23 protein-coding genes are annotated in these 22,025 nt (G+C 75.1%); 11 read left to right on the top strand and 12 right to left on the bottom strand.

Annotated features, from left to right (window positions below; all coding sequences use genetic code 11):
- Positions 1-46 precede the first annotated feature (46 nt).
- The gene (locus ACQP2P_RS28990) at positions 47-988 is read right to left on the bottom strand and encodes a Gfo/Idh/MocA family protein (protein ID WP_433606041.1); all 942 of its coding nucleotides are present in this window, start codon (positions 986-988) and stop codon (positions 47-49) included.
- A gap of 96 nt (positions 989-1,084) precedes the next feature.
- Here ACQP2P_RS28990 and ACQP2P_RS28985 point away from each other — a divergent pair, with 96 nt between their 5' ends.
- The 4 genes from ACQP2P_RS28985 (at position 1,085) to ACQP2P_RS28970 (ending at position 4,247) form a co-directional block, all read left to right on the top strand.
- Positions 1,085-2,101, top strand: coding sequence for an alpha/beta fold hydrolase (locus tag ACQP2P_RS28985; protein WP_433606039.1), 1,017 nt, complete (start codon positions 1,085-1,087; stop codon positions 2,099-2,101).
- Positions 2,102-2,150: 49 nt separating this feature from the next.
- Positions 2,151-2,909 carry a methyltransferase family protein gene (locus ACQP2P_RS28980; RefSeq protein ID WP_433606037.1) on the top strand — a complete coding sequence of 253 codons (759 nt, stop codon included), beginning with the start codon at positions 2,151-2,153 and terminating at the stop codon, positions 2,907-2,909.
- Positions 2,910-2,957: 48 nt separating this feature from the next.
- Positions 2,958-3,794 (top strand): class I SAM-dependent methyltransferase, encoded by an 837-nt coding sequence (locus tag ACQP2P_RS28975; RefSeq protein WP_433606035.1) that lies wholly within the window; start codon positions 2,958-2,960, stop codon positions 3,792-3,794.
- Positions 3,795-3,881: 87 nt separating this feature from the next.
- Positions 3,882-4,247 (top strand): CU044_2847 family protein, encoded by a 366-nt coding sequence (locus ACQP2P_RS28970; protein ID WP_433606033.1) that lies wholly within the window; start codon positions 3,882-3,884, stop codon positions 4,245-4,247.
- Between the two features lie 14 nt (positions 4,248-4,261).
- On the opposite strand, the gene ACQP2P_RS28965 is transcribed toward ACQP2P_RS28970, so the two are convergent.
- The 6 genes from ACQP2P_RS28965 to ACQP2P_RS28940 form a co-directional block, all read right to left on the bottom strand.
- Positions 4,262-4,675: an Rrf2 family transcriptional regulator gene (locus tag ACQP2P_RS28965; protein WP_433606031.1), complete on the bottom strand. Its 414-nt coding sequence runs from the start codon at positions 4,673-4,675 to the stop codon at positions 4,262-4,264.
- A complete protein-coding gene (locus tag ACQP2P_RS28960) occupies positions 4,672-5,625 on the bottom strand; it encodes a sulfate/molybdate ABC transporter ATP-binding protein (RefSeq protein WP_350623073.1) in 954 nt (317 codons plus the stop codon). Before ACQP2P_RS28960 ends, ACQP2P_RS28965 begins: the two co-directional genes overlap by 4 nt.
- The gene (locus ACQP2P_RS28955) at positions 5,625-6,413 is read right to left on the bottom strand and encodes a sulfate ABC transporter permease (protein WP_433606028.1); all 789 of its coding nucleotides are present in this window, start codon (positions 6,411-6,413) and stop codon (positions 5,625-5,627) included. Before ACQP2P_RS28955 ends, ACQP2P_RS28960 begins: the two co-directional genes overlap by 1 nt.
- On the bottom strand, positions 6,406-7,266 hold the full coding sequence (gene cysT / locus ACQP2P_RS28950; RefSeq protein WP_433606026.1) for a sulfate ABC transporter permease subunit CysT: 861 nt from the start codon (positions 7,264-7,266) through the stop codon (positions 6,406-6,408). The genes ACQP2P_RS28955 and cysT overlap by 8 nt, the downstream gene beginning before the upstream one ends.
- On the bottom strand, positions 7,266-8,312 hold the full coding sequence (locus ACQP2P_RS28945) for a sulfate ABC transporter substrate-binding protein (protein ID WP_433606024.1): 1,047 nt from the start codon (positions 8,310-8,312) through the stop codon (positions 7,266-7,268). The genes cysT and ACQP2P_RS28945 overlap by 1 nt, the downstream gene beginning before the upstream one ends.
- A gap of 98 nt (positions 8,313-8,410) precedes the next feature.
- The gene (locus ACQP2P_RS28940) at positions 8,411-10,012 is read right to left on the bottom strand and encodes a Na+/H+ antiporter (protein ID WP_433606022.1); all 1,602 of its coding nucleotides are present in this window, start codon (positions 10,010-10,012) and stop codon (positions 8,411-8,413) included.
- A 133-nt stretch (positions 10,013-10,145) separates the two neighbouring features.
- On the opposite strand from ACQP2P_RS28940, the gene ACQP2P_RS28935 reads away from it, so the two are divergent.
- On the top strand, positions 10,146-10,511 hold the full coding sequence (locus ACQP2P_RS28935; RefSeq protein ID WP_350623063.1) for a hypothetical protein: 366 nt from the start codon (positions 10,146-10,148) through the stop codon (positions 10,509-10,511).
- A gap of 58 nt (positions 10,512-10,569) precedes the next feature.
- Here ACQP2P_RS28935 and ACQP2P_RS28930 read toward each other — a convergent pair whose 3' ends face one another.
- Together ACQP2P_RS28930 and ACQP2P_RS28925 are read right to left on the bottom strand one after the other, a co-directional pair.
- Positions 10,570-11,640, bottom strand: coding sequence for a sensor histidine kinase (locus ACQP2P_RS28930; protein WP_433606020.1), 1,071 nt, complete (start codon positions 11,638-11,640; stop codon positions 10,570-10,572).
- Positions 11,637-12,269 carry a LuxR C-terminal-related transcriptional regulator gene (locus ACQP2P_RS28925; RefSeq protein ID WP_433606018.1) on the bottom strand — a complete coding sequence of 211 codons (633 nt, stop codon included), beginning with the start codon at positions 12,267-12,269 and terminating at the stop codon, positions 11,637-11,639. The genes ACQP2P_RS28930 and ACQP2P_RS28925 overlap by 4 nt, the downstream gene beginning before the upstream one ends.
- Before the next feature lie 146 nt (positions 12,270-12,415).
- Here ACQP2P_RS28925 and ACQP2P_RS28920 point away from each other — a divergent pair, with 146 nt between their 5' ends.
- The 3 genes from ACQP2P_RS28920 (at position 12,416) to ACQP2P_RS28910 (ending at position 15,501) form a co-directional block, all read left to right on the top strand.
- A complete protein-coding gene (locus tag ACQP2P_RS28920) occupies positions 12,416-12,751 on the top strand; it encodes a hypothetical protein (protein WP_433606016.1) in 336 nt (111 codons plus the stop codon).
- Positions 12,752-12,882: 131 nt separating this feature from the next.
- Positions 12,883-14,286, top strand: coding sequence for an alpha/beta hydrolase (locus ACQP2P_RS28915; RefSeq protein ID WP_433606014.1), 1,404 nt, complete (start codon positions 12,883-12,885; stop codon positions 14,284-14,286).
- A gap of 327 nt (positions 14,287-14,613) precedes the next feature.
- A complete protein-coding gene (locus ACQP2P_RS28910) occupies positions 14,614-15,501 on the top strand; it encodes a universal stress protein (protein WP_433606012.1) in 888 nt (295 codons plus the stop codon).
- Between the two features lie 35 nt (positions 15,502-15,536).
- On the opposite strand, the gene ACQP2P_RS28905 is transcribed toward ACQP2P_RS28910, so the two are convergent.
- Both ACQP2P_RS28905 and ACQP2P_RS28900 read right to left on the bottom strand, forming a co-directional pair.
- Positions 15,537-16,334, bottom strand: coding sequence for a universal stress protein (locus tag ACQP2P_RS28905; protein ID WP_433606010.1), 798 nt, complete (start codon positions 16,332-16,334; stop codon positions 15,537-15,539).
- Complete coding sequence (locus ACQP2P_RS28900) at positions 16,331-17,233, bottom strand: universal stress protein (protein ID WP_433606008.1); 903 nt, start codon at positions 17,231-17,233, stop codon at positions 16,331-16,333. Before ACQP2P_RS28900 ends, ACQP2P_RS28905 begins: the two co-directional genes overlap by 4 nt.
- Positions 17,234-17,363: 130 nt before the next feature.
- Between ACQP2P_RS28900 and ACQP2P_RS28895 the strand changes: the two genes are divergently transcribed.
- Together ACQP2P_RS28895 and ACQP2P_RS28890 are read left to right on the top strand one after the other, a co-directional pair.
- The gene (locus ACQP2P_RS28895) at positions 17,364-18,086 is read left to right on the top strand and encodes a hypothetical protein (RefSeq protein WP_433606006.1); all 723 of its coding nucleotides are present in this window, start codon (positions 17,364-17,366) and stop codon (positions 18,084-18,086) included.
- Positions 18,087-18,465: 379 nt separating this feature from the next.
- Positions 18,466-19,692 (top strand): rhomboid-like protein, encoded by a 1,227-nt coding sequence (locus ACQP2P_RS28890; protein WP_433606004.1) that lies wholly within the window; start codon positions 18,466-18,468, stop codon positions 19,690-19,692.
- Positions 19,693-19,712: 20 nt separating this feature from the next.
- On the opposite strand, the gene ACQP2P_RS28885 is transcribed toward ACQP2P_RS28890, so the two are convergent.
- The gene (locus ACQP2P_RS28885; protein WP_433606002.1) at positions 19,713-21,287 is read right to left on the bottom strand and encodes a cation:proton antiporter; all 1,575 of its coding nucleotides are present in this window, start codon (positions 21,285-21,287) and stop codon (positions 19,713-19,715) included.
- A gap of 283 nt (positions 21,288-21,570) precedes the next feature.
- Between ACQP2P_RS28885 and ACQP2P_RS28880 the strand changes: the two genes are divergently transcribed.
- Complete coding sequence (locus ACQP2P_RS28880) at positions 21,571-22,014, top strand: CBS domain-containing protein (RefSeq protein WP_433606000.1); 444 nt, start codon at positions 21,571-21,573, stop codon at positions 22,012-22,014.
- The last annotated feature ends 11 nt before the right edge of the window (positions 22,015-22,025 follow it).

The following is a 22,025-nucleotide window of genomic DNA, read 5'->3' as shown; positions in this document are numbered from 1 at the left end:
GACGGCCACCGGAGGCGGCGGAGCGGTACCACGCGGCTTCCGGGCGTCACGGCGCCTCGGACGCGACCGGTTGCGGACGGCCACCGGAGGCGGCGGAGCGGTACCACGCCTCGACCGTGGCAACCGCGCGCCGCCCCTCCTGCGGGGTCGCCGTCGGCTCGCCGCGCAGGACGGCCTCGTACTGCCGCCGGAAGGACAGGGTGTACTCCCGGTCGCCGTCGACCTCCAGCACCCGCCGCCCGCCGACGCTCACCCCGGCCGGGTCGACCGTCAGCGTGCCCCGCTCGCACACGATCGTGGTCTCGTGGAAGAAGACCGGCGAGTCCACGAGCGTCAGATGCGCCCGCACGCCGGTGTCGAGGAAGAGCGTCGCCGCCGCCGACGTCTCCACCGGCGACCCGCCCGGGGCCGCGACCGACCCGGCGACCGCCACCGGCCGGGCGCCGAGCAGCCACGCCGCCCGGTCGATGCTGTGCACCCCGACGAGCATCGCGATCCCGCCGCCGGCCCGCACGGGATCGGTGAACCAGGCCGGCCGGTCGGGGCGCGCGTAGTCGGTCGAGCGCCGTTCGAGATACAGCAGCGGCCGCCCGAGCCCGGCCAGCTCCTCGCGCGCGGCCCGCACCTGGGCGAAGAACCGCCCCTGCTGCCCGACCACGAGCCGGTCCCCGCACGCCGCGATGATCCGGTCGCACGCCGCCGCCGAGACCCCGAGCGGCTTCTCGACCAGCACCGTGCGCCCGGCCGCGGTCGCGCGCACCGCCAGCTCCTCGTGGTCGGCGTGCGGCACCGCGAGCACGACGAGGTCGGCCCCGGCGAACACCTCGTCCGGCCCGGCGGCGGCGCGGGCCCCGAAACGCTCCGCGAGCCGCGCCGCCCGCCCCGGATCCCGGTCGGCGACCACGGCGAGCGTGAGCCCGCCGACCCCCTCGGCCGCGGCCGCGTGCCGCCAGGCCACCTCACCCGCGCCGATGATCCCGAGCCGCATGAGCGGACTGTACCCGCGGTTCGGCCACCGGGTGCCGCCGACGCCGCCAGACCCGTCGCGACCCGCTCGGACGGGGCACGCGGCACAATGACGTCGATGGGTCAGAGGATCGCCGTCACCGGGTCGGCCGCCGGGGCGCGGATCGCCTACGCGGTCACCGGGACCGGGCCGCCGCTGGTGTACGTCTCCGGCTGGCTCGGCCACCTCGAGCGCAGCTGGGCGCTGCCCGCCGAGCGCGCCTTCTACGAGGCCCTCGCCGATGGACGGCGGCTCATCCGCTACGACAAGCCCGGCATCGGGCTGTCGACGGCCGCGGCCCCCGGCGCCGAGTACACGATGGACGACGAGCTCGACGCGCTCGAAGCGGTCGTCCGCGCGGGCCGGCTCGCGCGGTTCGACCTCATGGGCAGCTCGCTCGGGGCGGCGGTCGCGGCGACCTGGGCCGCGCGGCACCCGGGGACCGTCGAGCGGCTCGTGCTCTACGGCGGCTGGGCCCGCGGCGCCGACATCGCCTCGCCGGAGCTGCGCCATCACGTGCTCGGGCTGGTCCGGCAGCACTGGGGCCTCGCCTCCGACCTGCTCACGGACGTCTTCGCGCCCGACGCCGACGCCGCGACCCGGGCCGCGTTCGCGCGCTACCAGCGCGAGTCCTCCGACGCGGCCACGGCGTGCGCGATGCTCGAGCTCGCCTACCGGGTCGACGTGCTCGACCTGCTCCCCGACATCGGCGCGCCGACGCTGGTCCTGCACCGCGACCGCGACCGGGCCGCCCCGCTCGCCGAGGGCCGGCGGCTGGCCGAGGCCATCCCGCACGCGCGGTTCGAGGCGGTCGCGGGGCGCTCGCACCTGCCGTACATCGGCGACACCCGGCCCCTGACCGGCGCCATCCGGCGGTTCCTCGGGCTGCCGGCCCGGCACCGGGGCGCCGCGCCGACGCTCACCGCCCGGCAGCGCGAGGTCGCCGCGCTCATCGCCGAGGGGTGCACGAACCGCGAGATCGGGGAGCGCCTCGGCATCACCGAGCGCTCGGCCGAGGCCCACGTCGAGCGGATCCGCGCCCGGATGGGCTTCCGGTCGCGGGCCCAGATCGCCGCCTGGTACGGCGCGAACTGAGGTATTTTCCCCACTGCGCCGCGCCGGCCCCGTGCCCGACGATCTACGCATGCGCCTCGTCATCGCCGGATACGCCGTCATCGCGTACGCGTGCTTCCTGCTCAGCGCCGCCTGGGCGGCCGTGTTCCTCGTGCGCGGGGACGGGCCCGCCACCCGGCCGGCCGCGGCGGCGCTCGCGATCGACGGCGCCCTGCTGCTCGCCTTCGCCGTGCAGCACACGGTGATGGCCCGGGCCTGGTTCAAGCGGCGCGTCCCGGCGCCGGTCGAGCGCAGCACGTACGTCCTCGCGTCCGCCCTCGTCCTCTTCGCGATCTTCGGCCTCTGGCAGCCGGTGCCGGCCGTGATCTGGCGGGTCGGCGAGCCCTTCGCGGCCGCGGTCCGGGTGGTGTTCGCGGCCGGGTGGGTGCTCGTCGTGTGGTCCACGTTCGCCGTCGACCACGCCGACTTCCTCGGCCTGAAGCAGGCGTGGACGCATCTGCGCCGGCGCGCGTACCGCGAGCCCGGGTTCGTCCGCGGCGGCCTGTACGCGCTGGTGCGCCACCCGATGATGCTCGGCCTGGCGATCACGTTCTGGGCCACCCCGCGCATGAGCGCCGGGCACCTGTTCTTCGCCGCCGCCGCCAGCGGCTACATCCTGGTCGGCATCCGGTTCGAGGAGCGGGACCTGCGCGCCCGGTTCGGCGCCGAGTACGACGACTACGCGCGCCGCGGCCGCCGCGTAGGCGCCCCGACACCGCCCACTCCGGCGCCGCCGAACCGGGATCACCCCCCACGCACGCGCCGCCCTCCGGATTCAACCGGCGGGTAGCGCGTTGCCGACTGCGCGCCCGGCCGCGGCGGAGGAGCCTGTGGGTTCATGGAGTATTCATCCGCCGATCCGGCGTACGCACTGGCGCGTACTCAGGACGAGTACGAGCGCCTCGGGCGGCAAGCCGCCTTCCTGCACGGCACCACCGAACGCCTCTTCCGCGCGGCCGGCCTCGGCCCCGGCATGCGCGTCCTCGACGTCGGCAGCGGCGCCGGCGACGTGGCCCTGCTCGCCGCCTCGCTCGTCGGCCCGGCGGGCTCGGTGGTCGGTGTCGACGTCGACCCCGCCGTGCTGAGCGTCGCCCGGGGCCGCGCCCGCGCCCTGGGGCTGGACCACGTCCGCTTCGTCGAGGGCGACGCGGCCACCGCCGACCTCGACGGCCCCTTCGACGCCGCCGTGGGCCGCCTGGTCCTCATGTACCGCGCCGACCCGGCCGAGGCGCTGCGGCACATCGCCGCGAGGGTCCGCCCGGGCGGTGTGCTCGCGTTCCAGGAGCTGGACCTGGACCCGTCGATCCCGTCCCGCTCGCTGCCCGAGCAGTCCCTGTGGAACGACACCGGCCGCCTGGTGGTCGAGACCTTCCGCCGTGCCGGGATGCAGGTCCGCATGGGCCGCGGGCTCTTCGCCGCGTTCCGGGCCGCGGGGCTGCCCGCCCCGGCGATGCTGGACGAGGCCCTGACCGGCGGTGGCCCGGACTTCGGCGGCTACGCCTGGCTCGCGGGGGTGACCCGCAGCCTGGCCCCGGCGATGGCGAAGCTGGGCGTGGCCGACCCGGGCGGCCTGGACCTGGAGACCCTGGCCGACCGCATCCGCGCGGACGCGATCGACCACGGCACCGTCGTGTGGACCCCGTCCTTCGTGGGCGCCCACGCCGTCAAGCCCTGACGTGGACGCCCGGCCTGTTCGGGCGGCGAGCACCACCCGGACGGATCCTCACATCCGGGTGTTCGCGTCGCTACGATGGCCGCACACATGACGGTCTCTGCGAGGGGAGCGGCGGACGTGGCGGTTGGTCGCATGCCGATCGGCGACGGTACGGCGGACTTCATCGAGATCGAGGTGAGCCCCCGGGACCTGGACGAGGCCGTGCGCCTGGTCTCGGTGCAGGACGCGGTGATCATGCTGCCGTACACGCTGTCCGATTCGATGGACAGCGTGATGCCGGCCCTGCGGTACGTCGTGCAGCGGCTCAAGGAGCATCGGCCCGACGAGATGGAGCTGCAGCTCGGGCTCAAGGTCGGCGGCGGGTGCGGCCTCATCGTCGCCAAGGGCACCGCCGAGGCGACCTTCAACGTCAAGATGACCTGGAAGAAGCCCGCGCCCGAGTCCGGCTCCTGAGCCGGGTCCGCGCCTCAGCGGGAGTGGTTGATGAGATCGGCCAGGGTCACCGCGTCCAGGTAGTCCAGGCGGACGCGGTTGGCTCGGTCCCACAGGTGGTGCAGGCGCTCGATGGCGCGGTCGACCGGCAGGTCGTGGTCCGCCGGCGGGTCCTGGCCCGGGCCGTCCAGCCGGCGCACGATCTCGCCGAGGGTCAGCGACGCCGGCGGGTGGGCGAGGGCGTAGCCGCCGCCCGTGCCGCGCTGGACCTGCACCAGGTCCGCGCGGCGCAGGTCGGCCAGCAGGTCGTACAGGTAGCCGGGCGGGATGTCCTGGGCATCGGCCACGTCCTGGGCCTTGACCGTCTGGGGGGCGGACCCGGCCAGGACGACCAGGGCCCGGATCGAGTACTCGATGCGCTTAGGAAGCATGCGGACGGTCGAGGTCACACGGCGGCCAAGGTACGGGCCTCGGCGGACGGGCTGAAGTACACGGTGTCGCCGGGCTTGACGTCGATGGCCTTCGCGCCGGCCCGGGTCAGCTGGGCCCACACGTCACGGTCGCCGGCCCTGGCCTCGATGCGGACCTCGAAGCCGAGCGAGACCACGCGGGTGACGGTCGCCTCGGTGCCGCCGGGCTCGCGGGACAGGGCCACGTCGTGCGGGCGCACCAGCTTGCCGTCGAGGTGGGTGACGGGGCCGAGGAAGCTCATCACGAACGGGTTGGCCGGGTTCTCGTAGATCTCGCCCGGCGTGCCGACCTGCTGCACGACGCCGTCGGCGAGGACGACGATCGAGTCGGACACGTCCATCGCCTCCTCCTGGTCGTGGGTGACGAAGACGGTGGTGACGTGGACCTCGTCGTGCAGGCGGCGCAGCCAGGTGCGCAGCTCCTTGCGGACCTGGGCGTCCAGCGCGCCGAACGGCTCGTCGAGCAGCAGCACCTCCGGCTCCGGGGCGAGGGCGCGAGCCAGGGCCATGCGCTGACGCTGGCCGCCGGAGAGCTGCGCCGGGTACCGGTCGGCGAACTGGTCGAGGTGGACGAGCTCGAGCAGCTCCATGACGCGCTTGCGGATGTCGGCCTTCGGGCGGCGGCGGACCTCGAGGCCGAAGGCGACGTTGCGGTACACCGTCATGTGCTTGAACGCCGCGTAGTGCTGGAACACGAAACCGACGTTGCGCCGCTGCGGGGTCAGGCCGGTCGCGTCGACCTCGTTGATGTGCACGCTGCCGGTGTCGGGGCGCTCGAGGCCCGCGATGACGCGCAGCAGCGTCGACTTGCCGCCGCCGCTCGGGCCGAGCAGCGCGGTGAGGGAGCCGGAGGCGATGTCGACGGAGATGTCGCGCAGGACCGGGGTCTTGCCGAACGACTTGTTCACGTCGCGGACTTCGATGGCCATCAGGCGTTCTCTTTCGGCCGCAGGAGCTTGGTGACGAGCAGGATGACGATGGCGATCAGGGCCAGGGCGCTGGCGGTGGTGAAGGCCGCGGTCTGGTCGTAGTTCTGGTAGCGCTCCTCGACGAACAGCGTCGCGGTCTGGGTCTGGCCCACGAGGCGGCCGGAGACGACGGCGACCGCGCCGTACTCGCCCAGCGCGCGGGCCAGGCAGAGCACCACGCCGTAGCCGAGCGCGGCCCGGATGCCCGGGACCGTGATGCGCAGGAAGGTCTGCCAGCGCGACGCGCCGAGGGTGTGCGCGGCCTGCTCCTGCTCGTCGCCCATCTCCTCCAGCACCGGCACGATCGCGCGCACGACGAGGGGGAGCGAGACGAAGATGGTGGCCAGGACCATGCCGGGCAGCGAGAAGATGATCTGCAGGCCGTTGCGCTCCAGCCAGCCGCCGGCCGGGGCGAACTTGCCGTACACCAGGATCAGGGCGAGGCCGACGACCACGGGCGACACGGCGAGCGGCAGGTCGATGAGCGCGCTCAGCAGCCGCTTGCCGGGGAACCGGTGCCGCACGAGCAGCAGCGCGGCGACGACGCCGAAGAGGGTGTTGGCCAGCACCGCCCAGACCGCCACCGAGAGCGTGACGGCGAAGGCGTGGGTGGCGTTGTCCGACGTCAGCGTGTCGATGATCGGTCGCAGGCCGTGCTCGAAGGTCCGCCAGATGACCAGACCGACCGGGAGCACCAGCAGGAACAGCAGGTACACCAGGGCGAGGACGCGCAGCGGGTACTTAGCCACGGCGGGCACTCCAGCGCTGGAAGAGGTCGAGGGCGATCAGCACCACGAACGCGACGACGAGCAGCACGGTCGAGATCGCGGCGGCGGACGTGGTGTCGTCGCTCTCGATGCGGCCGAAGATGTTCACCGCCGAGACCTGGGTCTCGAACGGGATGCTGCCGGTGAGCAGGTTCGTCGAGCCGTATTCGGCGATGGCCCGGGTGAAGGCCAGGCCCCCGCCGGAGATCATGGCGGGGGCGAGGTTCGGCAGGATGATCCGGCGGAACGTCGTGGCGGGGGAGGCGCCCAGCGAGTACGCCGCCTGCTCCATGTCCCGGTCGAGCTCGCGCAGCACGGGCTGCACGGTGCGCACCACGAACGGCAGCGTCACGAAGAGCAGGGCCACCCCGACGCTGACCCTGGTGTAGGCGAGGTTGATGTGCAGGGGGCTGCTGGTGCCGTACAGCGCCAGCAGGACCAGCCCCGCGACGATCGTCGGCAGCGCGAACGGCAGGTCGATGAGCGTGTCGACGATCGCCTTGCCCGGGAAGTTGTCGCGCACCAGCACCCAGGCGATGACGGTGCCCATGACGACGTTGATGACGGCGACGACGAGCGAGGCGCCGACGGTGAGCTTCAGCGCCGCCCACGCGTCCGGAGTCTGCACGGCGCGCCAGAACGTGTCCCAGCCGCCCTCGGTCGAGCGCCACACGACGGCGGCGAGCGGGATGAGCACGATGAGGCTGAGGTACAGCACCGCCGTGCCGAGGCTGAGGGCGGTGCCGACCGGCGGCCGGCGCCGGTGCGCACGCGGCCCGGCCGGGCCCGGCGCGGAGCCGGACCCGGTGGGCTTCTGAACGGCCGTGGCGGTCATTACTTGGACGCCGCCGGGCTCGGGGCGGCCGAGGTGGAGATGCCGAGCTTCTGCTCGATCGAGGCCATGACGCTGTTGCCCGGGTCGAACAGCTCCTTGTTCACCTTCGACCAGCCGCCCAGGTCCTGGATCGTGAACAGGCCCGACGGGTTCGGGAACGAGGGGCCGCCGGCGTCCTTGACCACCGGGCGGTAGCCGTTCTCGGCGTAGATCTTCTGCGCCGCGGGCGTGTGCAGCCAGTCCAGGAACGCCTTGGCCTCGGCCGGGTGGGCGCTGTTGGTGGTGACCGCGATCGGGTTCTCGATCAGGATCGTGTCGTCCGGCACGGTGTAGTCGATGGCCTGGCCGTTCTTCTGCGCGAAGAGGGCCTCGTTCTCGTAGGAGATGAAGGCGTCACCCTTGCCGCTGGTGAACGTCTGCAGCGAGGCGCGGCCGCTGCTGTCCTGCACCGGCACGTTCTTGAACAGGGCGTCGAGGTAGGCCGCACCGGCCGCCGCGTCCTTGCCCTTGCTCGACTTGGCGCCGTAGCCGGCCAGGATGTTCCACTTCGCGCCGCCGGAGGTGAACGGGTTCGGCGTGAGCACCTGCACGCCCGGCTTGGCGATGTCGTCCCACGTCTTGAGGTGCTTCGGGTTGCCCTTGCGGGTGCCGATGACCGCGACGGAGTCGGTGATCATGCCCTTGTACTGGTCGCTGTTCCAGCTCGCGTCGACCAGCTTGGCGGTGACGAGCCGCGTGATGTCCGGCTCCAGCGAGAAGGCGACGATGTCGGCCTTGAGCCCGCTGGCCACGGCCCGGCTCTGGTCGCCGGAGGCGCCGTAGGACTGGGTGAACTTGACGTTCTTGCCGCCGTCGGTCTTCTGGTACGCGGCGATGAGCGCCTCGTAGGCCGCCTGCGGGGTCGAGTAGGCCACGAGGGAGAGGGTCACGGCGTCGTTGCCGTTGGCCGAGGTGGAGTTGTCCGCGGTGCCGGCGCAGGCGCTCAGCGCGGTCCCGGGGACGAGTAACGCTGCACTGACAGCGAGCACGCGGGTACGCAGCTTCACGGAGCCATCCTTGAAGTCAAAGTCGATTTTGTCTACTTAATGAGTAGGCAATGTAGTGAAGATGGCCGCCGTTCGTCAATCCCACTCATCAGGTGGGATTAGTTCGGCCGGTCGGGGAGCACGCGCTCCTCGTGGTCGAGCTCCCGCTCGAGCCGGCGCAGGGCCTCGTCGGGCAGCGAGCCCGCATCCCGCCGGCGCAGCAGCTCGTCGCGCTGCGCCTCGATCGCCAGGCGGCGGATGCGCAGCGCGGCCTCGTAGCGCTCCGACACCGGCAGCTCGTCACTGTCGGCGTTCTGCAGCACGTCCAGGCGGTGCTCGTACCGCCGCAGCCGCTCCCGCAACTTGGTGCGCAGCGCGTCGATCTCGGGCCGTTCGGCCGGCTCGTCCTCCTCGAGGTCGTCCAGCCGGTCCAGCGCCGCGTGCACCGCCGCGGCCCGCGCCTCGTTGCGCATCCGGGCCTCGTCCACCTCGTTGTGCCGCAGCCCCAGCAGCCGCACCAGGGGCGCGAACGTGAGCCCCTGGCCGACCAGGGTGACGAGCACCACCACGAACGTGCAGAACAGCAGCAGGTCCCGGTCCGGGAAGGGCTTGCCCGCGTCCGTGGTCAGCGGGATCGTGAACACCGCCGCGAGGCTGATCACGCCCCGCGTCCCGGCCCAGCTCAGCGCCACGATCTCGCGCCAGGTGAGCCCCTCGTCCTCGCGGCGCAGCAGCAGGTGCGCGGCCTGCGTCAGGGCCAGCCACGCCGGCCGCAGCAGCAGCGTGACCCCGACCGAGATGGCGAGCGCGGTCACGATGGTGCCGGTGTCGTACTGCCTGAGCCCCCGCAGCACCGCCGGCAGCTGCTGCCCGATGAGCAGGAAGACCAGCCCCTCCAGCAGGAAGTCCACGAACCGCCAGACCGCGCTCGTCTGCAGCCGGCCGGCCCCGGTCCCCGAGCGCGGTGTGTCGTGCCCGACGATCAGCCCCGCGACCACCACGGCGAGCACGCCCGACACGTGCAGCCGCTCGCCCACCAGGTAGGCGACGAACGGCGTGACCAGCGACACCGCGTTGGCCAGCAGTGCGTCCTTGGCGATCGGGCGCAGCATCCGCACCGCGAACGCGACCCCGATGCCGACCGCGGCCCCCCCGACCGCCGCGAGCAGGAACAGCCCCGCGGCCATCGGGAACGAGAAGTGCCCGCCCACGGCCGCGGCGACGGCCACGTTGAGGATCGTCAGCGCCGTCGCGTCGTTGAGCAGCCCCTCGCCCTGGATGATCGTGATGAGCCGCGGCGGGAGCCCGACCTTGCGCCCGACGGCGAGCGCGGCGACCGGGTCGGGCGGTGCGACCGCGGCCCCCACGGCCACGCCCGCGGCGAGGGTGGCCCCGGTCACGAACAGCGCGAACCCGGCCCCGATGAGCAGCGCCGTGGCCAGCACGAGCAGCACGGACAGCCCGATCACGATGCGCAGGTTGGCCCGGATCGCCAGCAGCGACGAGTCCAGCGCGGCCGAGTACAGCAGCGGCGGTAGAATGAAGGTCAGCACGATGTGCGGTTCGAGCTCGATGTTCGGCCCGGGCAGCAGCGCGTAGAGGATGCCGATGAGCGGCAGCAGCGCGGCGGCGGGTAGTCCCGTCCGCTCGCCGATCCAACGCACCGCGGTCACGACAGCGACGGCACCCAGCGCGATCAGCAGCAATGTCTCGGGACTCACCCATTGACCTTATGCCGCGTTCGGGCGGCGCGCGTGGGCTCCGGCGGCGCACCAATATGGGGACTTCTGCCCAGGATCACGCTCGGGTTGCGGCGTTAGCGTTCGCGCACCAAAACGCCGAATGGAGATCATCATGAGCGGTAAGGCCGTGGTCAGCCTCATCACCGGGCTGGAGGACGCCGAGAAGGTGACCGTCGCCTTCCTCGTCGCCGTGGGGGCGGCCGAGTCCGGCCGCCCGACGCTGATGTTCCTGACGAAGGAGGCCGCCCGGCTGGCCGTGCCGGGCGTCGCGACCGCCGTGGCGTGCGAGGGCTGCCCGCCGCTGGCCGACCTCGTGGCGCGGTACGCGGCCGCGGGCGGCCGCTACCTGGTGTGCCCGATCTGCTTCGACGCGCGCCACCTGGACAAGACCCGGCTGATCGACGGCGCGGAGCTCGGCGGGACGGTGCCGATGTGGCAGTGGATCGGCGACGAGGGCGCGACCACGTTCAGCTACTGAGGCTCGAGCGGCCCGGGGGCGGGCGCCGCGTGCGGGTCGGGCTCGGGCGCCGCGCGGGTCAGGCTGGGGTGGCCGGGGCCGGCAGGCGCAGGCGCACCGTCGTGCCGCCGCCGGGCGCGGCCGTGATGCTCAGGCGCGCCCCCGCCGCTCCGGCCCGCTCGTGCATGCCGGTGATGCCGTGGCCGTGCGTGAAGCCGCGGTCCGGGATGCCGCCGCCGTTGTCGGTGATGCTGACCTCGAGCGTGCCCGGGTGGGTGGCGGTGCGAATCGTGATCCTGGTGGCGCCGGAGTGCCGGATGGCGTTGGTGAGGGCCTCCTGGACGATGCGGTACAGGGCGATCTCGGTGTCGCCGGGCAGCCGCGGCACGGGCTCGGCGGCGACCTCGATGTCGAGCCCGCTGGCGTCGCGGGCGTGCCGCCCGAGGTCCTCGATCGCCGCGGTGAGGCCGAGACTGTCCAGCGCGAGCGGCCGCATCTGGGCGATCAGGCGGCGCAGCGTCTGGATCTGCCGCCCGACGAGCTCGCGCGCGTCGGTGATGCCCTGCAGCTGCGCCGCGGGGCCACCGCCGGCGGCGGCCCCGAGCGTGACCATGACGGCGGCGAGCTCCTGGAGGGTGTCGTCGTGCAGCTCGCGGACCCACCGGCGGCGTTCGGCCTCCTCGCCGTCGATGCGGGCCCGCAGCTCGCGGGCCCGGGCCTGACGGCGCTGGGTGCCGGCCTCGCGGACGGCCAGGCCGGCGGTGGCGAACAGCAGCGCGACCGGGATCAGCAGCAGCAGCACCCGGGGCGCGGCGTGCTCGGTGAGCTGCCAGAGCGCGGCGACCACGAGCAGCGCGGCCAGGCCGGCACCGATCAGGAGCTGGCCGCGGCGCTGCAGCACGCGGGTGTCGGTGCCGCGGCTGAACGCCATGGCGAGCAGCAGCGCGGCGCTGGCGGTCGCGCCGGTGGCGATCTCCGCGGTCGGGTGCAGGTCGCCGAGCTCGATGACGACGCTGGCGGCCAGCGACGCCAGCCCCAGCGCGACGAGCGCCCGCACGGCGATCCGGGACGGGGCCGACCCGGCCGGAGCCGCCGCGGCGTCTCCGCCCGCCCAGACCTGCGGCGGTCTGGTGCCGGGGCCGGCGCTCACGGCAGCAGGCCGAAGAGTCGGGCGGCGTCGACGAGGTCGGCGCGGCTGTGCACATTGAGCCGGGTGCGGAGGTTCGCCCGGTGGGTCTCCACGGTGCGGAGGCTGACCAGCAGCTGCTCGGCGATCTCGGCGTTCGTGTGGCCGCGGGCGACGAGGGCGAGGACCTGGCGTTCGCGCGGGCTGAGACCGTCGGCGGGCGGCTCGGACTGGCGGAGCATCCGCACGCCCAGCTCGGGGTGCAGGTAGGTGGAGCCGGACATGACCGTCTCGACGGCGCGCAGCAGCTCGTCGGCGGCCGACTCCTTGATCAGGTAGCCCTGGACGCCGGCGGTGAGGGTCTGACGCGCGGTGGCGACATCGTCGTGCATGGTGAGCACGACGATGCGCGGCGGCTCGTCCGGCTCGAGCAGGCCGGGCACGACGCTCAGCGCGTGCTCCGTGCCGAAGCTGAGGTCCAGCACGATGAGGTCGGGCCGCAGGCTGTGGGCCAGGGCGCGGAGCTCACCCAGGCTGGACGCCTCGCCGACCACCTCGCAGCGGCTGTCGGCGGCGAGCAGGGCGCGCAGGCCGGCCCGCACCACCGCGTGGTCGTCGGCCAGGAGGATCCGCCACGGCGGGGACTTCGCCATGGGCACAGCGTAGGCCGTGCCGATGACCGTGCCGGTGGCCGTGCCGGTGGCCTGCGGCATAACCGCAGCGGGGGTGCGGGCCGTCCCGGATCCGCGCGGCGCGGGCGGCCGGTCACGATCGGGCTGATCGGCTCCGGGAGCAACTCTTGAACACTCGACGGCAGGTGGCGTTGCTGGCGCTCACGGCCGGCGTCGGCCTCGCGGCCGGACTGCCGCTGCTGGCCTCGGCGGACGGGTCGGGCACCATGCGCGCCGAGGGCGACGTCATCAGCGTCGATCTCGGCGCGCAGAGTCTGCGCCTGCACGACACCGGCACGGGGGACGCGCTGCGCGGCCAGGACGCGACGATCCGCCTGCCGGTCGGCCGGATCGCCGTGGAGCCGGGGCACCGTCCGCTCGGGTCGCTGCGGCCGGGCGACCACGTCCGCATGGTCATCGGGAGCCGGTCGCACTGGGCCCATCAGATCACCGTCGATCCGTGACGACCCGGCCCGGGCCGCACCATGCGTCATCTCGCCCGGCCGCCGGCTTCATCCCCGGCGGCCGGGGCAGCTTGGGCCGAATCCCGCCCAGCTCATCCCGCCCAGCTCCGAGAGCCCGGAGGGCGCGCGTCATGGTCGCACCCAGGATCGCACCGGCCGCCACAGCGATGATCGCCGTGGTGATCACGGCCGGGCTCGCGGCGCTGGCCGCCGCCGGCGCGCTGGACCCGGTGCCGCTGCTCGACCGGCCGATCGCCGCCGGGCTGGAGGCGGCCGGGCTGCTCTGCCTGGGTTTCGTCTGGGTGCGGCCGGGGGACCGCCGGACCCGGCGCACCGCGCTGCTGCTCGCCCTGGGCGTCGCCGCCGCCGTGGGCGTCCTGGCTCTGGCCCTGCGGGCGACCGGGACGGTCACCGACGGCTACCCGCCGAGCTTCGCCGCCTGGATCGGGGCCGCCTTCGCCGCGATCGCCGGATGCCCGCCGGCCCTCGGCCGCCGCGCCGGCCAGCACGCCGGCCGCCATGTCGGCCACCATGTCAGCCATGGCCGGGCGAGGTGGCACCGGGCCGCGGCCGTGGCGGCGGTCCCCCTCACCGCCGCCGGCGCGCTCATGCTCATCGACCAGGAGTACGGCATCTGGCCCACAGCCGGCGACATGCTCGGCCACGACGGCACGCTGCGCGGCGCCGACGCCCGGCGCGCCCTCCACGGCGACCCGGCGGCGCGGTCGCCGACCGGCGGCACCCTGATGATGCTCGACGCGCCCGCCACGGTGTCACACTTCGCGCACCGCCCCGGCGCCCTCTACCTGCCCCCGGCGTACTACGGCCCGCACCGCGCCGACCTGCCCGTGCTGGTGATGCTCGTCGGCACCCCGGGCACCCCGATCAACTGGCTGAAGGCCGGCGGCGGCGAGGCGACGGACGACGCCTACGCGGCCGCCCACGGCGGCGAGGCGCCGGTGCTGGTCGTCGCCGACCAGAACGGCTCCGCCACCGGCGACACCGAGTGCGTCGACGGGCCGCGCGGCAACGCCGAGACCTACCTCACCACCGACGTGCCCGCCTTCATCACCGCCACCCTGGGCCTGCGCCACGACGCCTCCCGGTGGGGCATCGTCGGCTTCTCCGAGGGCGGCACCTGCGCCCTCGACCTCGTCCTCGGCCACCCCGGCGTCTACCGCCACGCCGTCGACCTCGGCGGCGACGCCCGGCCGAACCTCGGCAACCCCGAGCACAGCCTCGTCGCCCTCTACGGCGGCCGGGCCGCGGCCCCCGCGGCCCACGATCCCGCCCTGCTCCTCGCCCACCACACCTACCCGGGCATCACCCTGTGGTTCGCCGCCGGGCAGGACGATCCCCGCTGCGCCGAGGTCTCCCGGCAGCTCGCCGCGCTGGCGACCCGGGCCGGCATCCCGACCCACCAGTTCATCGGGGCCGGCGGGCACAACTGGCAGTTCGCCTCGGCCGCGCTGCGCGTCCTCCTGGCGCCGCTCAGCGCGCAGATGGGCCTGCCCGGTCCGGGCCCGACGACATGAGCGGGCCCCGGCCGGCATCACACGGACCGGGTCGGGCGACCGGACGGGGCGGCGCCTCCGATCATCGCCGGCCCGCGACCCGTCGGGCCGAGGACGAAAGCACCGCCGGGGTGGTTGATTGAGACCGGGCCGGTCCTACCGCAGGTGACATCCACCGGGTGTCACCGCCCCCCGCAGCACGGCAGCTGTCGGGCCGGTCCGCAAAACCCTCCGCCTCCGCCCCGTCCGCTCCTGCCGGTCGAGCTCCGCCGTGCATGAACGGCGCCGACCCGGGCACCTGCGCCCCGCGCCGAACGGCCGGCGCCGGCACGGAGGGGGCAGGACCGGATGACCGAGGAGCGGATCGTGGTCGGCATCGACGGCACGCCGGGGTCGTCGGCGGCGGTGCGATGGGCCGCGGCCGCCGCCGCACGACGGCGCGCGACCGTGGACATCCTGCTGGCCTACCACTGGCGGGTGCCGGCCTTCCTCGCCCCCCGCGGCGATCTCGCCGACACCGCGCGCGAGCTGGCCGAGATGGTGGTCGTCGACGGGGCCCGCGACGCCGCGGTCGTCGCACCGGACGTGGAGGTGCGGGCGGAGGCGGTCTACGGCCAGCCGGCCGAGGCACTGCTGCGCGCCGCGGCCGACGCGGCGCTGCTCGTGGTCGGCACCCGGGGGCGGCCCCAGGCGGTCGGCGCGGTCGTGGGCTCGGTCAGTCAGCAGGTGGCGGCGCACGCCCCCTGTCCGGTCGCGGTGGTGCGTGGCCGGCCGGACCCGACCGGCGGCGTGCTCGTCGGCGTCGACGACTCGGCCTCGGCCGGCGCCGCGCTGCGGCTGGGCTTCGCCGAGGCCCAGCGCTCCGGCGACGACCTGATCGCGGTGCGGGCGATCGAGGCGCCGCTGTCGCCGCCGGCGTTCGGGTCGCCACCGCTGCTGCGCGCCATGGACGAGGCGGCCCACACGCTGACCGAGGCCGCGACGGCCCGGGTCGCGGCGGCCGCCGAGGAGTTTCCCGGGGTGCGGTGGGAGTGCCACGGCGACGCCGGCGAGGCGGGTGACGTGTTGGGCGACCGGTCGGCGCGGGCACGGCTGGTCGTCGTGGGCAGCCGCGGCCGCGGCGGGTTCAGCGGGCTGCTGCTGGGATCCGTCGGCCTGCGCCTGCTGCACCGGGCCGAGTGCCCGGTGCTGATCGCCCGCACCGACCCGGACGAGGAGGAGGCCGCGACCGGGTGACCGCAGCGGCCCGCGATCAACCGCCCGCGACCCGGTCAACCGCCCGCGACCAGGACCGCGGCGGGCGCATGGTCGAGGACCTGCCGGGTGACCGATCCGAGGCGCCGGTCGCCGGGCTCGCCCCGGCCGGAGGGGCCGAGCACCACCATGGCCGCGCCGCCGGCCGCCTCGACCAGCATCGGTGCCGGAGGGCCGTCGACGGCGCGGGCCTCGACCCGGACCGCGCGGTACCGTGCTTCCCACGGTTCCAGCTCGAGCCGCACCGCCCGGGTCGCGTCACCGGCCGGTCCGGTGTGGTGCCCCGGCGCTCGCCCGACCCGCACGGCCACGAGGGTGACGCCCCGCGCGGCCGCCTCGGCGAAGCCCAGGTCGAGGGCCGGGCCGTCCTGATCCGAGCCGTCCATGCCGACGAGGACCGGCCGGTCGTCGGGCAGCGGTGCCGGGCCGGCCCACCGGGCGGCCTCGTGCACGACGAGCACCGGACAGTGCGCGCCCGCGGCGAGCCGGTCACCGACCGAGTCGCTCGGCGGGGCGTGGAGCCCGAGGGCGTCCTGGCCGCCCACCACGATCAGGCTTGCGTGGGCGGACCGCTCGATCAGCCGGTCCGCCGGGGCGCCCCGCAGCGTGTGGGCGCTGACGCGCAGGCTCGGCTGCCAGCGCCGGATCTCCACCTCGGCCCGCTCGGCCGGCGCGGCGTCCGGGATCTGCCCGACGTGGATGACCTCGAGCGGCCGGTGCCACCGCACGGCCTCGTCCGCGGCCCAGCGTGCGGCGCCGAGGCTGCCGGTCGTGCTGTCGACGCCGGCCAGCACCGGCCGGTCGGCGCCGGTCACGACGACCCCTGCGACGGGTGCCGGATCACGGCCACCGGGCAGGCCGCGTGGTGAATCGCGACCTGGGACACGGAGCCGAGCAGCAGCCCGGCGAACCCGCCCCGGCCGCGGGACCCGACCACCAGCAGCCGTGCGCCGGCGGACAGCTCGACGAGCACCCCGGCGGCCCGGCCGCGCACCGCGTTGGTGCGCAGATCGACGTCCGGGAACTTCTCCCGCCACCCGGCGACCGACTCGGCCAGGGTGCGCTGCTCCCCGGCGGTGAGGTCGGCGGCGTCGTAGATCAGGGGGAGCAGATCGTCGGGTCTCGTGACGGAGCCCGGCCAGCGGTACGCCAGCACCGCCGTCAGCCCGGACGCGGCCGCGGACGCGTGCTCGAAGGCGTACCGCAGCGCGTCCCCGGCGTCGTGCGAGCCGTCGATGCCGACCACCACGCGGCCCGCCTCGGGCCCGGCCGGCCGCGCGGCGTCGCGCACGACCACCACCGGACAGGGCGCGTGCGCGGCCACCTGCACCCCGACCGAGCCGAGCCGCAGCCCGGCGAAGCCACCGTGGCCGCGGTTGCCCACCACCACCTCGCAGGCGTGCGCGGACGCGCGCAGCAGCGCCACCGTCGGCGGGTCCGCCTGCATCGACGTGGTGATCCGGACGTCGGGGGCGGCCACGCGGGCCCGGGCCGCCGCGTCGGCGACCGTCCGCGCGGCCTCCTCCCGCACCCGCGCCTCGTACGGCGACGGCACCGGCGCGGCGGCGGGCGGATAGGCCGGCGGCCACACGAACGCGTAGAGGATGTGCAGGGGCCGGCGGCGGCGTACCGCGTCCACCGCCGCCCAGTCGACCGCGTGCAGGCTCGGCGCGGAGCCGTCGACGCCGACGACAACACTCTGTTCGGCAACCATCGCGACCTCCTCACCTCCGACGGTACGCACGGCGAACCGGGCCGCGGCAACGGCATTCGTCCCGTTCTCGGGGTGGATTGACCTTCGCGGCGGCGGGTAGCTCCGGCGCATGGTGAGCATGGTGCGGCCGGTGTCGCTCCGGCTGGCGGCCCAGTGCCGGGCGTTGTTCGGGCCCGCGATCGAGGCGGTGCAGGGGCGCTGGTACGGCCGGCTGTGGCTGGGCCCGGCCGCCGCCCTGGCGGTGACGGTCCTCGGCTTCGCCGTGCGGACGGAGGCCGGGCACGCCTTCATCACCCGCTACGCCGTCACCCACCCCGACGAACCGGTGCCCGGCGTCGTCGTCCGGCTGCCGCTGTCGATGTTCGCCCCGGCCGCGCTGCTGCCGTTCTGGTTCGCGGTGCTGCAGGTCCTGATCGTGTTCTCCCTTGCCCAGGCCGTGCTCGGCACCTGGCGTACCGTCGCGGTCGCGATCGCCGGGCACAGCCTCGCGACCCTGTCCGCGCCGCTGTGGCTGGCGGCCGGACCGCCGGTCGGGCTGGGGTTCCAGGACGCGTGGCTCGCCGACGCGGGGCCGTCCGCGGCGGTGGTGGCGTTGCTGGCGTACGCGGTGGTCCACTGCCGCGTCGGCTGGCTCGCCGCGGCCCTCGTCACCTACCACGGCACCGAGGTCGTGGCGGTGGGTGGTCTGCCGTCCCGGGAGCATCTCGTGGGCACGCTCACCGGCGTCGCCCTGGCGCTGGTCGCGGCCGCTCCGGTCGCCCTCCGGCCGCCGACGTTGCGGCGCCCGGCCCGGGTGCCCGCACCGGCGGCCGGGCCCGGCCCGAACCAACACCAGCGGGCGCGCCGCCGGTGACCAACGCCGACCGGCACCGACGGGTGCGCGCCGGAGTGGGGTGAGACCGATGACAACGTTGATCGGCGTCCTCGTGCTCGCCGTGCTCTGGATCGCCTGTGCGGTGGCCGCGCTGCGGATCGCGGGGCGGCTGGCCCGGCAGCACGAGCACCGCCTGCGGCACGCGCACCGCGACGCGCTCTGGCCGCGGCCGGCCCCGGACGAACGGCGGGCTGTGAACGAAGGGCGGCCTCTGGACGAACGGCGGGCTGTGAACGACGGGCGGGCTCTGGACGAACGGCGGGCTCTGGACGAACGGCGGGCTCAGGGCGAACGGCGGGCTCCGGACGAACGGCCGACCGGCGGGCGAGCGACCGGTTCGAGGCCGCGGGACCGATGAGTGGTCCACCGCAGGCGGCTGCGCGAGGATCGCCCGGCGCTGGTGCCGGCCCGGTACCTGCCCGGCGGTGACCTGGCCGCCGAGCTCGCCGGGTCCCCGGGAGCGGTGGCCCGCGCGCGCGTGGTCCTGGCCGCGGCGGCCCGGCTGCGGCTGGCGCCCCTGTACGTCCTGGTGGTGGTCGCCATCGGGCTCGTGCTCGACCTCGCCGGACCGCGGGCCCGGGCGCGGATCGTCGCGGCGAACTCGACCAACGTGGCGAACCTCGAGCGCCACCGCGTGTGGACGCTGCTCACCAGCGCGTTCGTGTTCGACGGCCGGATCGGGCCGCTGACCGTCCTGCCGCTGCTGCTGCTCACCGGCGCCGCCGAGCTGCTGTGGGGGCGACGGCGGCTGGCCGAGGTGTTCCTGCTCACCCACGTGATCGCCAGCTGCCTGGTCTACGAGGTGCTGCAGGCCGGCCTGCGCCGCGCGTGGTTCGGGCGGGCCGTGGCGAGCGCCGCCGATGTCGGCACCAGCTACGGGCTGCACGCCGTCGCCGCCGCCCTGGCCTGCAGCCTGCCCGTGCGGGCCCGGCGCGTGCTTGTCCCGGCCGTGCTCGCCCTCGTGGTCGTGCCGTTTGCCGACGCCCGCACCTTCACCAGCCTCGGGCATCTGCTGTCCACCCTCCTCGGGCTGCTGGCCGGCTGGCAGCTGCGCCACCGGCCCCTCGCCGGGCGGCTGCGACGGCCCGGCGCGCGGCGCTGCGACCGGTCGGCCGTCTACGCCTTCGACACCGCCGACCGCGCGCGGGAGGCCCTGGTCACCGTGCTGCGTCTGCGGGAGCGGCGGCTGATCCGCCTCGACGACGCGGTCGTGGCCTGGTCCGACGCGCCCGGCGACCGGGCCGGCCGCCCGTACCGCCTGCACGAGCTGGAGACCCGCGACCTGGGCGCCCTCGACGGCGCGCTGGCCGGGGCCGCGTGGGGCGTCGTCGTCGGCACGCTCGCCGGGCGCCCGACGCTCGGCCTGGCCGCGGGGGCGATCGTCGCCGCCACGGTGGCGGGCGTGCACGACGCCGGCCTGTCCGACGCGAGCATCGAGCGGGCGATCCGGGCCGTGCCGCCCGGCCGGGCGGTGCTCGTCGTGCTCACCCGTCCGGCGGATCGGCCCCGCCTCACCGCCGCGCTCGGCCCTGCGGGCGGGGTGGCGCTCGGCCCGGGCCCCGCGAGCGGTGCCCCGGCCGGATGACCAGGCCGGTCACGGCCGAGTCACAGCCGGGTCCGCAGGTCGGTGCTGGCGGCGGCCTCCTCGTAGTCCAGCTGCTGCAGCACGGCGCGCAGCACCTCGTCGTCGAGCCGGCCGAGGTCTCGCTCCTGGATGAGGGCCTGGCGCTGGCGGGCGAGGATCTGCTGCACGAGCTCGTTCGTGGTCGGCCCGGGCCGGTCGGCCTCGCGCAGGTCCTCCAGGTTGTGCGGGGTCGCGGTGAGCACGTGGGCCACCCGGCGTTCGATCAGCGCCATGGTGGCGGCCTCGATGCCGTCGCCGGACGCGGAGGCCCGCTGCGTGACCTCGTGCGCGGCCCGGCGGGCGACCCGCAGGGCCCGGGCCAGGTCGGCGTTGGCCCGGCGGCGCTCGGCAACGTCGCTGAGGTGCAGCGCGTGCACCAGCGGCGGCAGCGTGGCCCCCTGCAGCAGGATGGTCAGCAGGGCGACGGACACGGCGGTGGCCTGGATCAGGTTGCGGTCGGCGGTCGGCGCGCCGGTGACCGTGACGGCGGGGACCGCGGCGGCCGCGGCGAGGGTCACGACGCCGCGCATCCCGGACCACGACAGGACCGCGGCGAAGCGCCACGGCAGGCGCCGTCCGGTGATCCGCATGATCGCCATGATCCACACCGGGCGGGCCACGACCACGACCAGCAGCACGATCCCGATCGTGGCGGCCAGGCGGCCCGGTCCGACGCCGTTGCCGGTCGCGGCCTGCAGGATGAGCGGGACCTGCAGGCCCATGTACGCGAAGACGAAGGCCTCCAGGACCAGATCCGTGCTGCGCCACACCTGCCGGCTCTGCAACCGGGTGGCGAAGGCCGCGTCGGCGCTGTGGTGGCCGATCCAGAATCCGGCGGCGACCACGGCCAGCACCCCCGAGGCGTGCACCTCGGTCGCGGCGAGGAAGGCGACGAACGGCACCACCGCGCCGAGCACCGTCTCCAGCGCGGGATCATGCAGCCGCGGCCGGACGAGGTGCACGACTCCCGCCACGACGAGCCCGATGAGCACCCCCGCCGACGTGCTGTAGGCGGCCAGCAGCACGGGCTGATGGATGAACGGCGGGAAGCCGGTGAACGCGGCGACGGCGAGCTGGAAGGCGACCAGCGCCACGGCGTCGTTGACCAGGCTCTCCCCGGTCAGGATCGTCATGATCCGGCCGGGCACGCCGGACCGGCGGCCCAGCGCCACCGCCGCGATCGCGTCGGAGGGAGCCAGGACCGCGCCGAGCACGAGCGCGCCGGCGACGGTCAGCGAGGGCAGCAGCGACCACGCGACGGCGCCGACGGCGAGCGCGGTGAAGACGACCAGGCCGACCCCGAGCGAGGCGATGGCCAGCAGGTCGCGGCGGAAACTGACGAACGAGAGGTCCAGCGCGGCTGAGTACAGCAGCGGCGGCAGGACGACCGCCAGGATCAGCTGCGGCGGCAGCTCCATCCGCGGCAGGCCGGGCACGAACGCGACCAGCGCGGCGACCGCGACCACGATCAGGGGGCCCGGCCAGCCACGCCGGTTCGCCATGGCCGAGATGGCCACCGCGCAGACGACCACCGTGAGGAAGCCGATGCCGTTCACACGCCAGCGCTACCCCGACCGTCCCGGGAGAACCGCCGCCGCTCGGCGCCCGGCCGCCGGTCAGGCGCCGCGGGCGGGCTCCCGCAGGGCGCGGGCGGACGGCGAGCCCGGCGCGGCGGTGATGAACTCGATGCCCGACGACGGCCCGACCGGAGCGTTCCACCAGTACGACGGGACCATCGCGCCGTGGTAGAGCCGAAGGCCGACGAGGTCTGAGCCGAAAACCCGATCTCCCCCGCCGGTCGGATCACGATACTGATGAGGCGGACCTCTGGGAGGTGGCGTGCTGGTCAGCGACGTCATGACGGCCTTCCCGGCCTACATCCGGCTGGGCGCCACCATCCGGCGGGCGGCCGAGGTCATCAGCGTGTCCGAGGTCGGCCAGCTCATGGTCCTCGACCACGACGGCCGGTTCGTGGGCACGCTGTCCGAAGAAGACCTGGTGCGGGCCATGCTGCCCGGGTTCGACGACGTGACCGCGGTCGGCGGCACCCTCGCCGACGCGTTCGCGCTGTTCCTGGAGCGGGGCCGCACCCTCGCCGACCGGGCCGTCGACCCGCTCGTGGCGCGGGACGTGGCGGCGCTGCGGCCCGACGACGAGCTGGCCCGCGCCGCCGTCGTCATGCTGGACCGCGGCCTGCGGCGGCTGCCCGTCGTCGACGACGGGCAGCTCGTCGGCACCCTGTCGCGGGCCGACCTGTGCCGAGCGGTGATCTACCATTCCTGAGCTCCGGCTGC

The sequence above is a fragment of the Dactylosporangium sp. CA-139114 genome, assembly GCF_050955725.1.
Lineage (GTDB): Bacteria > Actinomycetota > Actinomycetes > Mycobacteriales > Micromonosporaceae > Dactylosporangium.
Note: the sequence above shows the minus strand (reverse complement) of the source record. Positions and strands in the feature narration are given on the sequence as shown.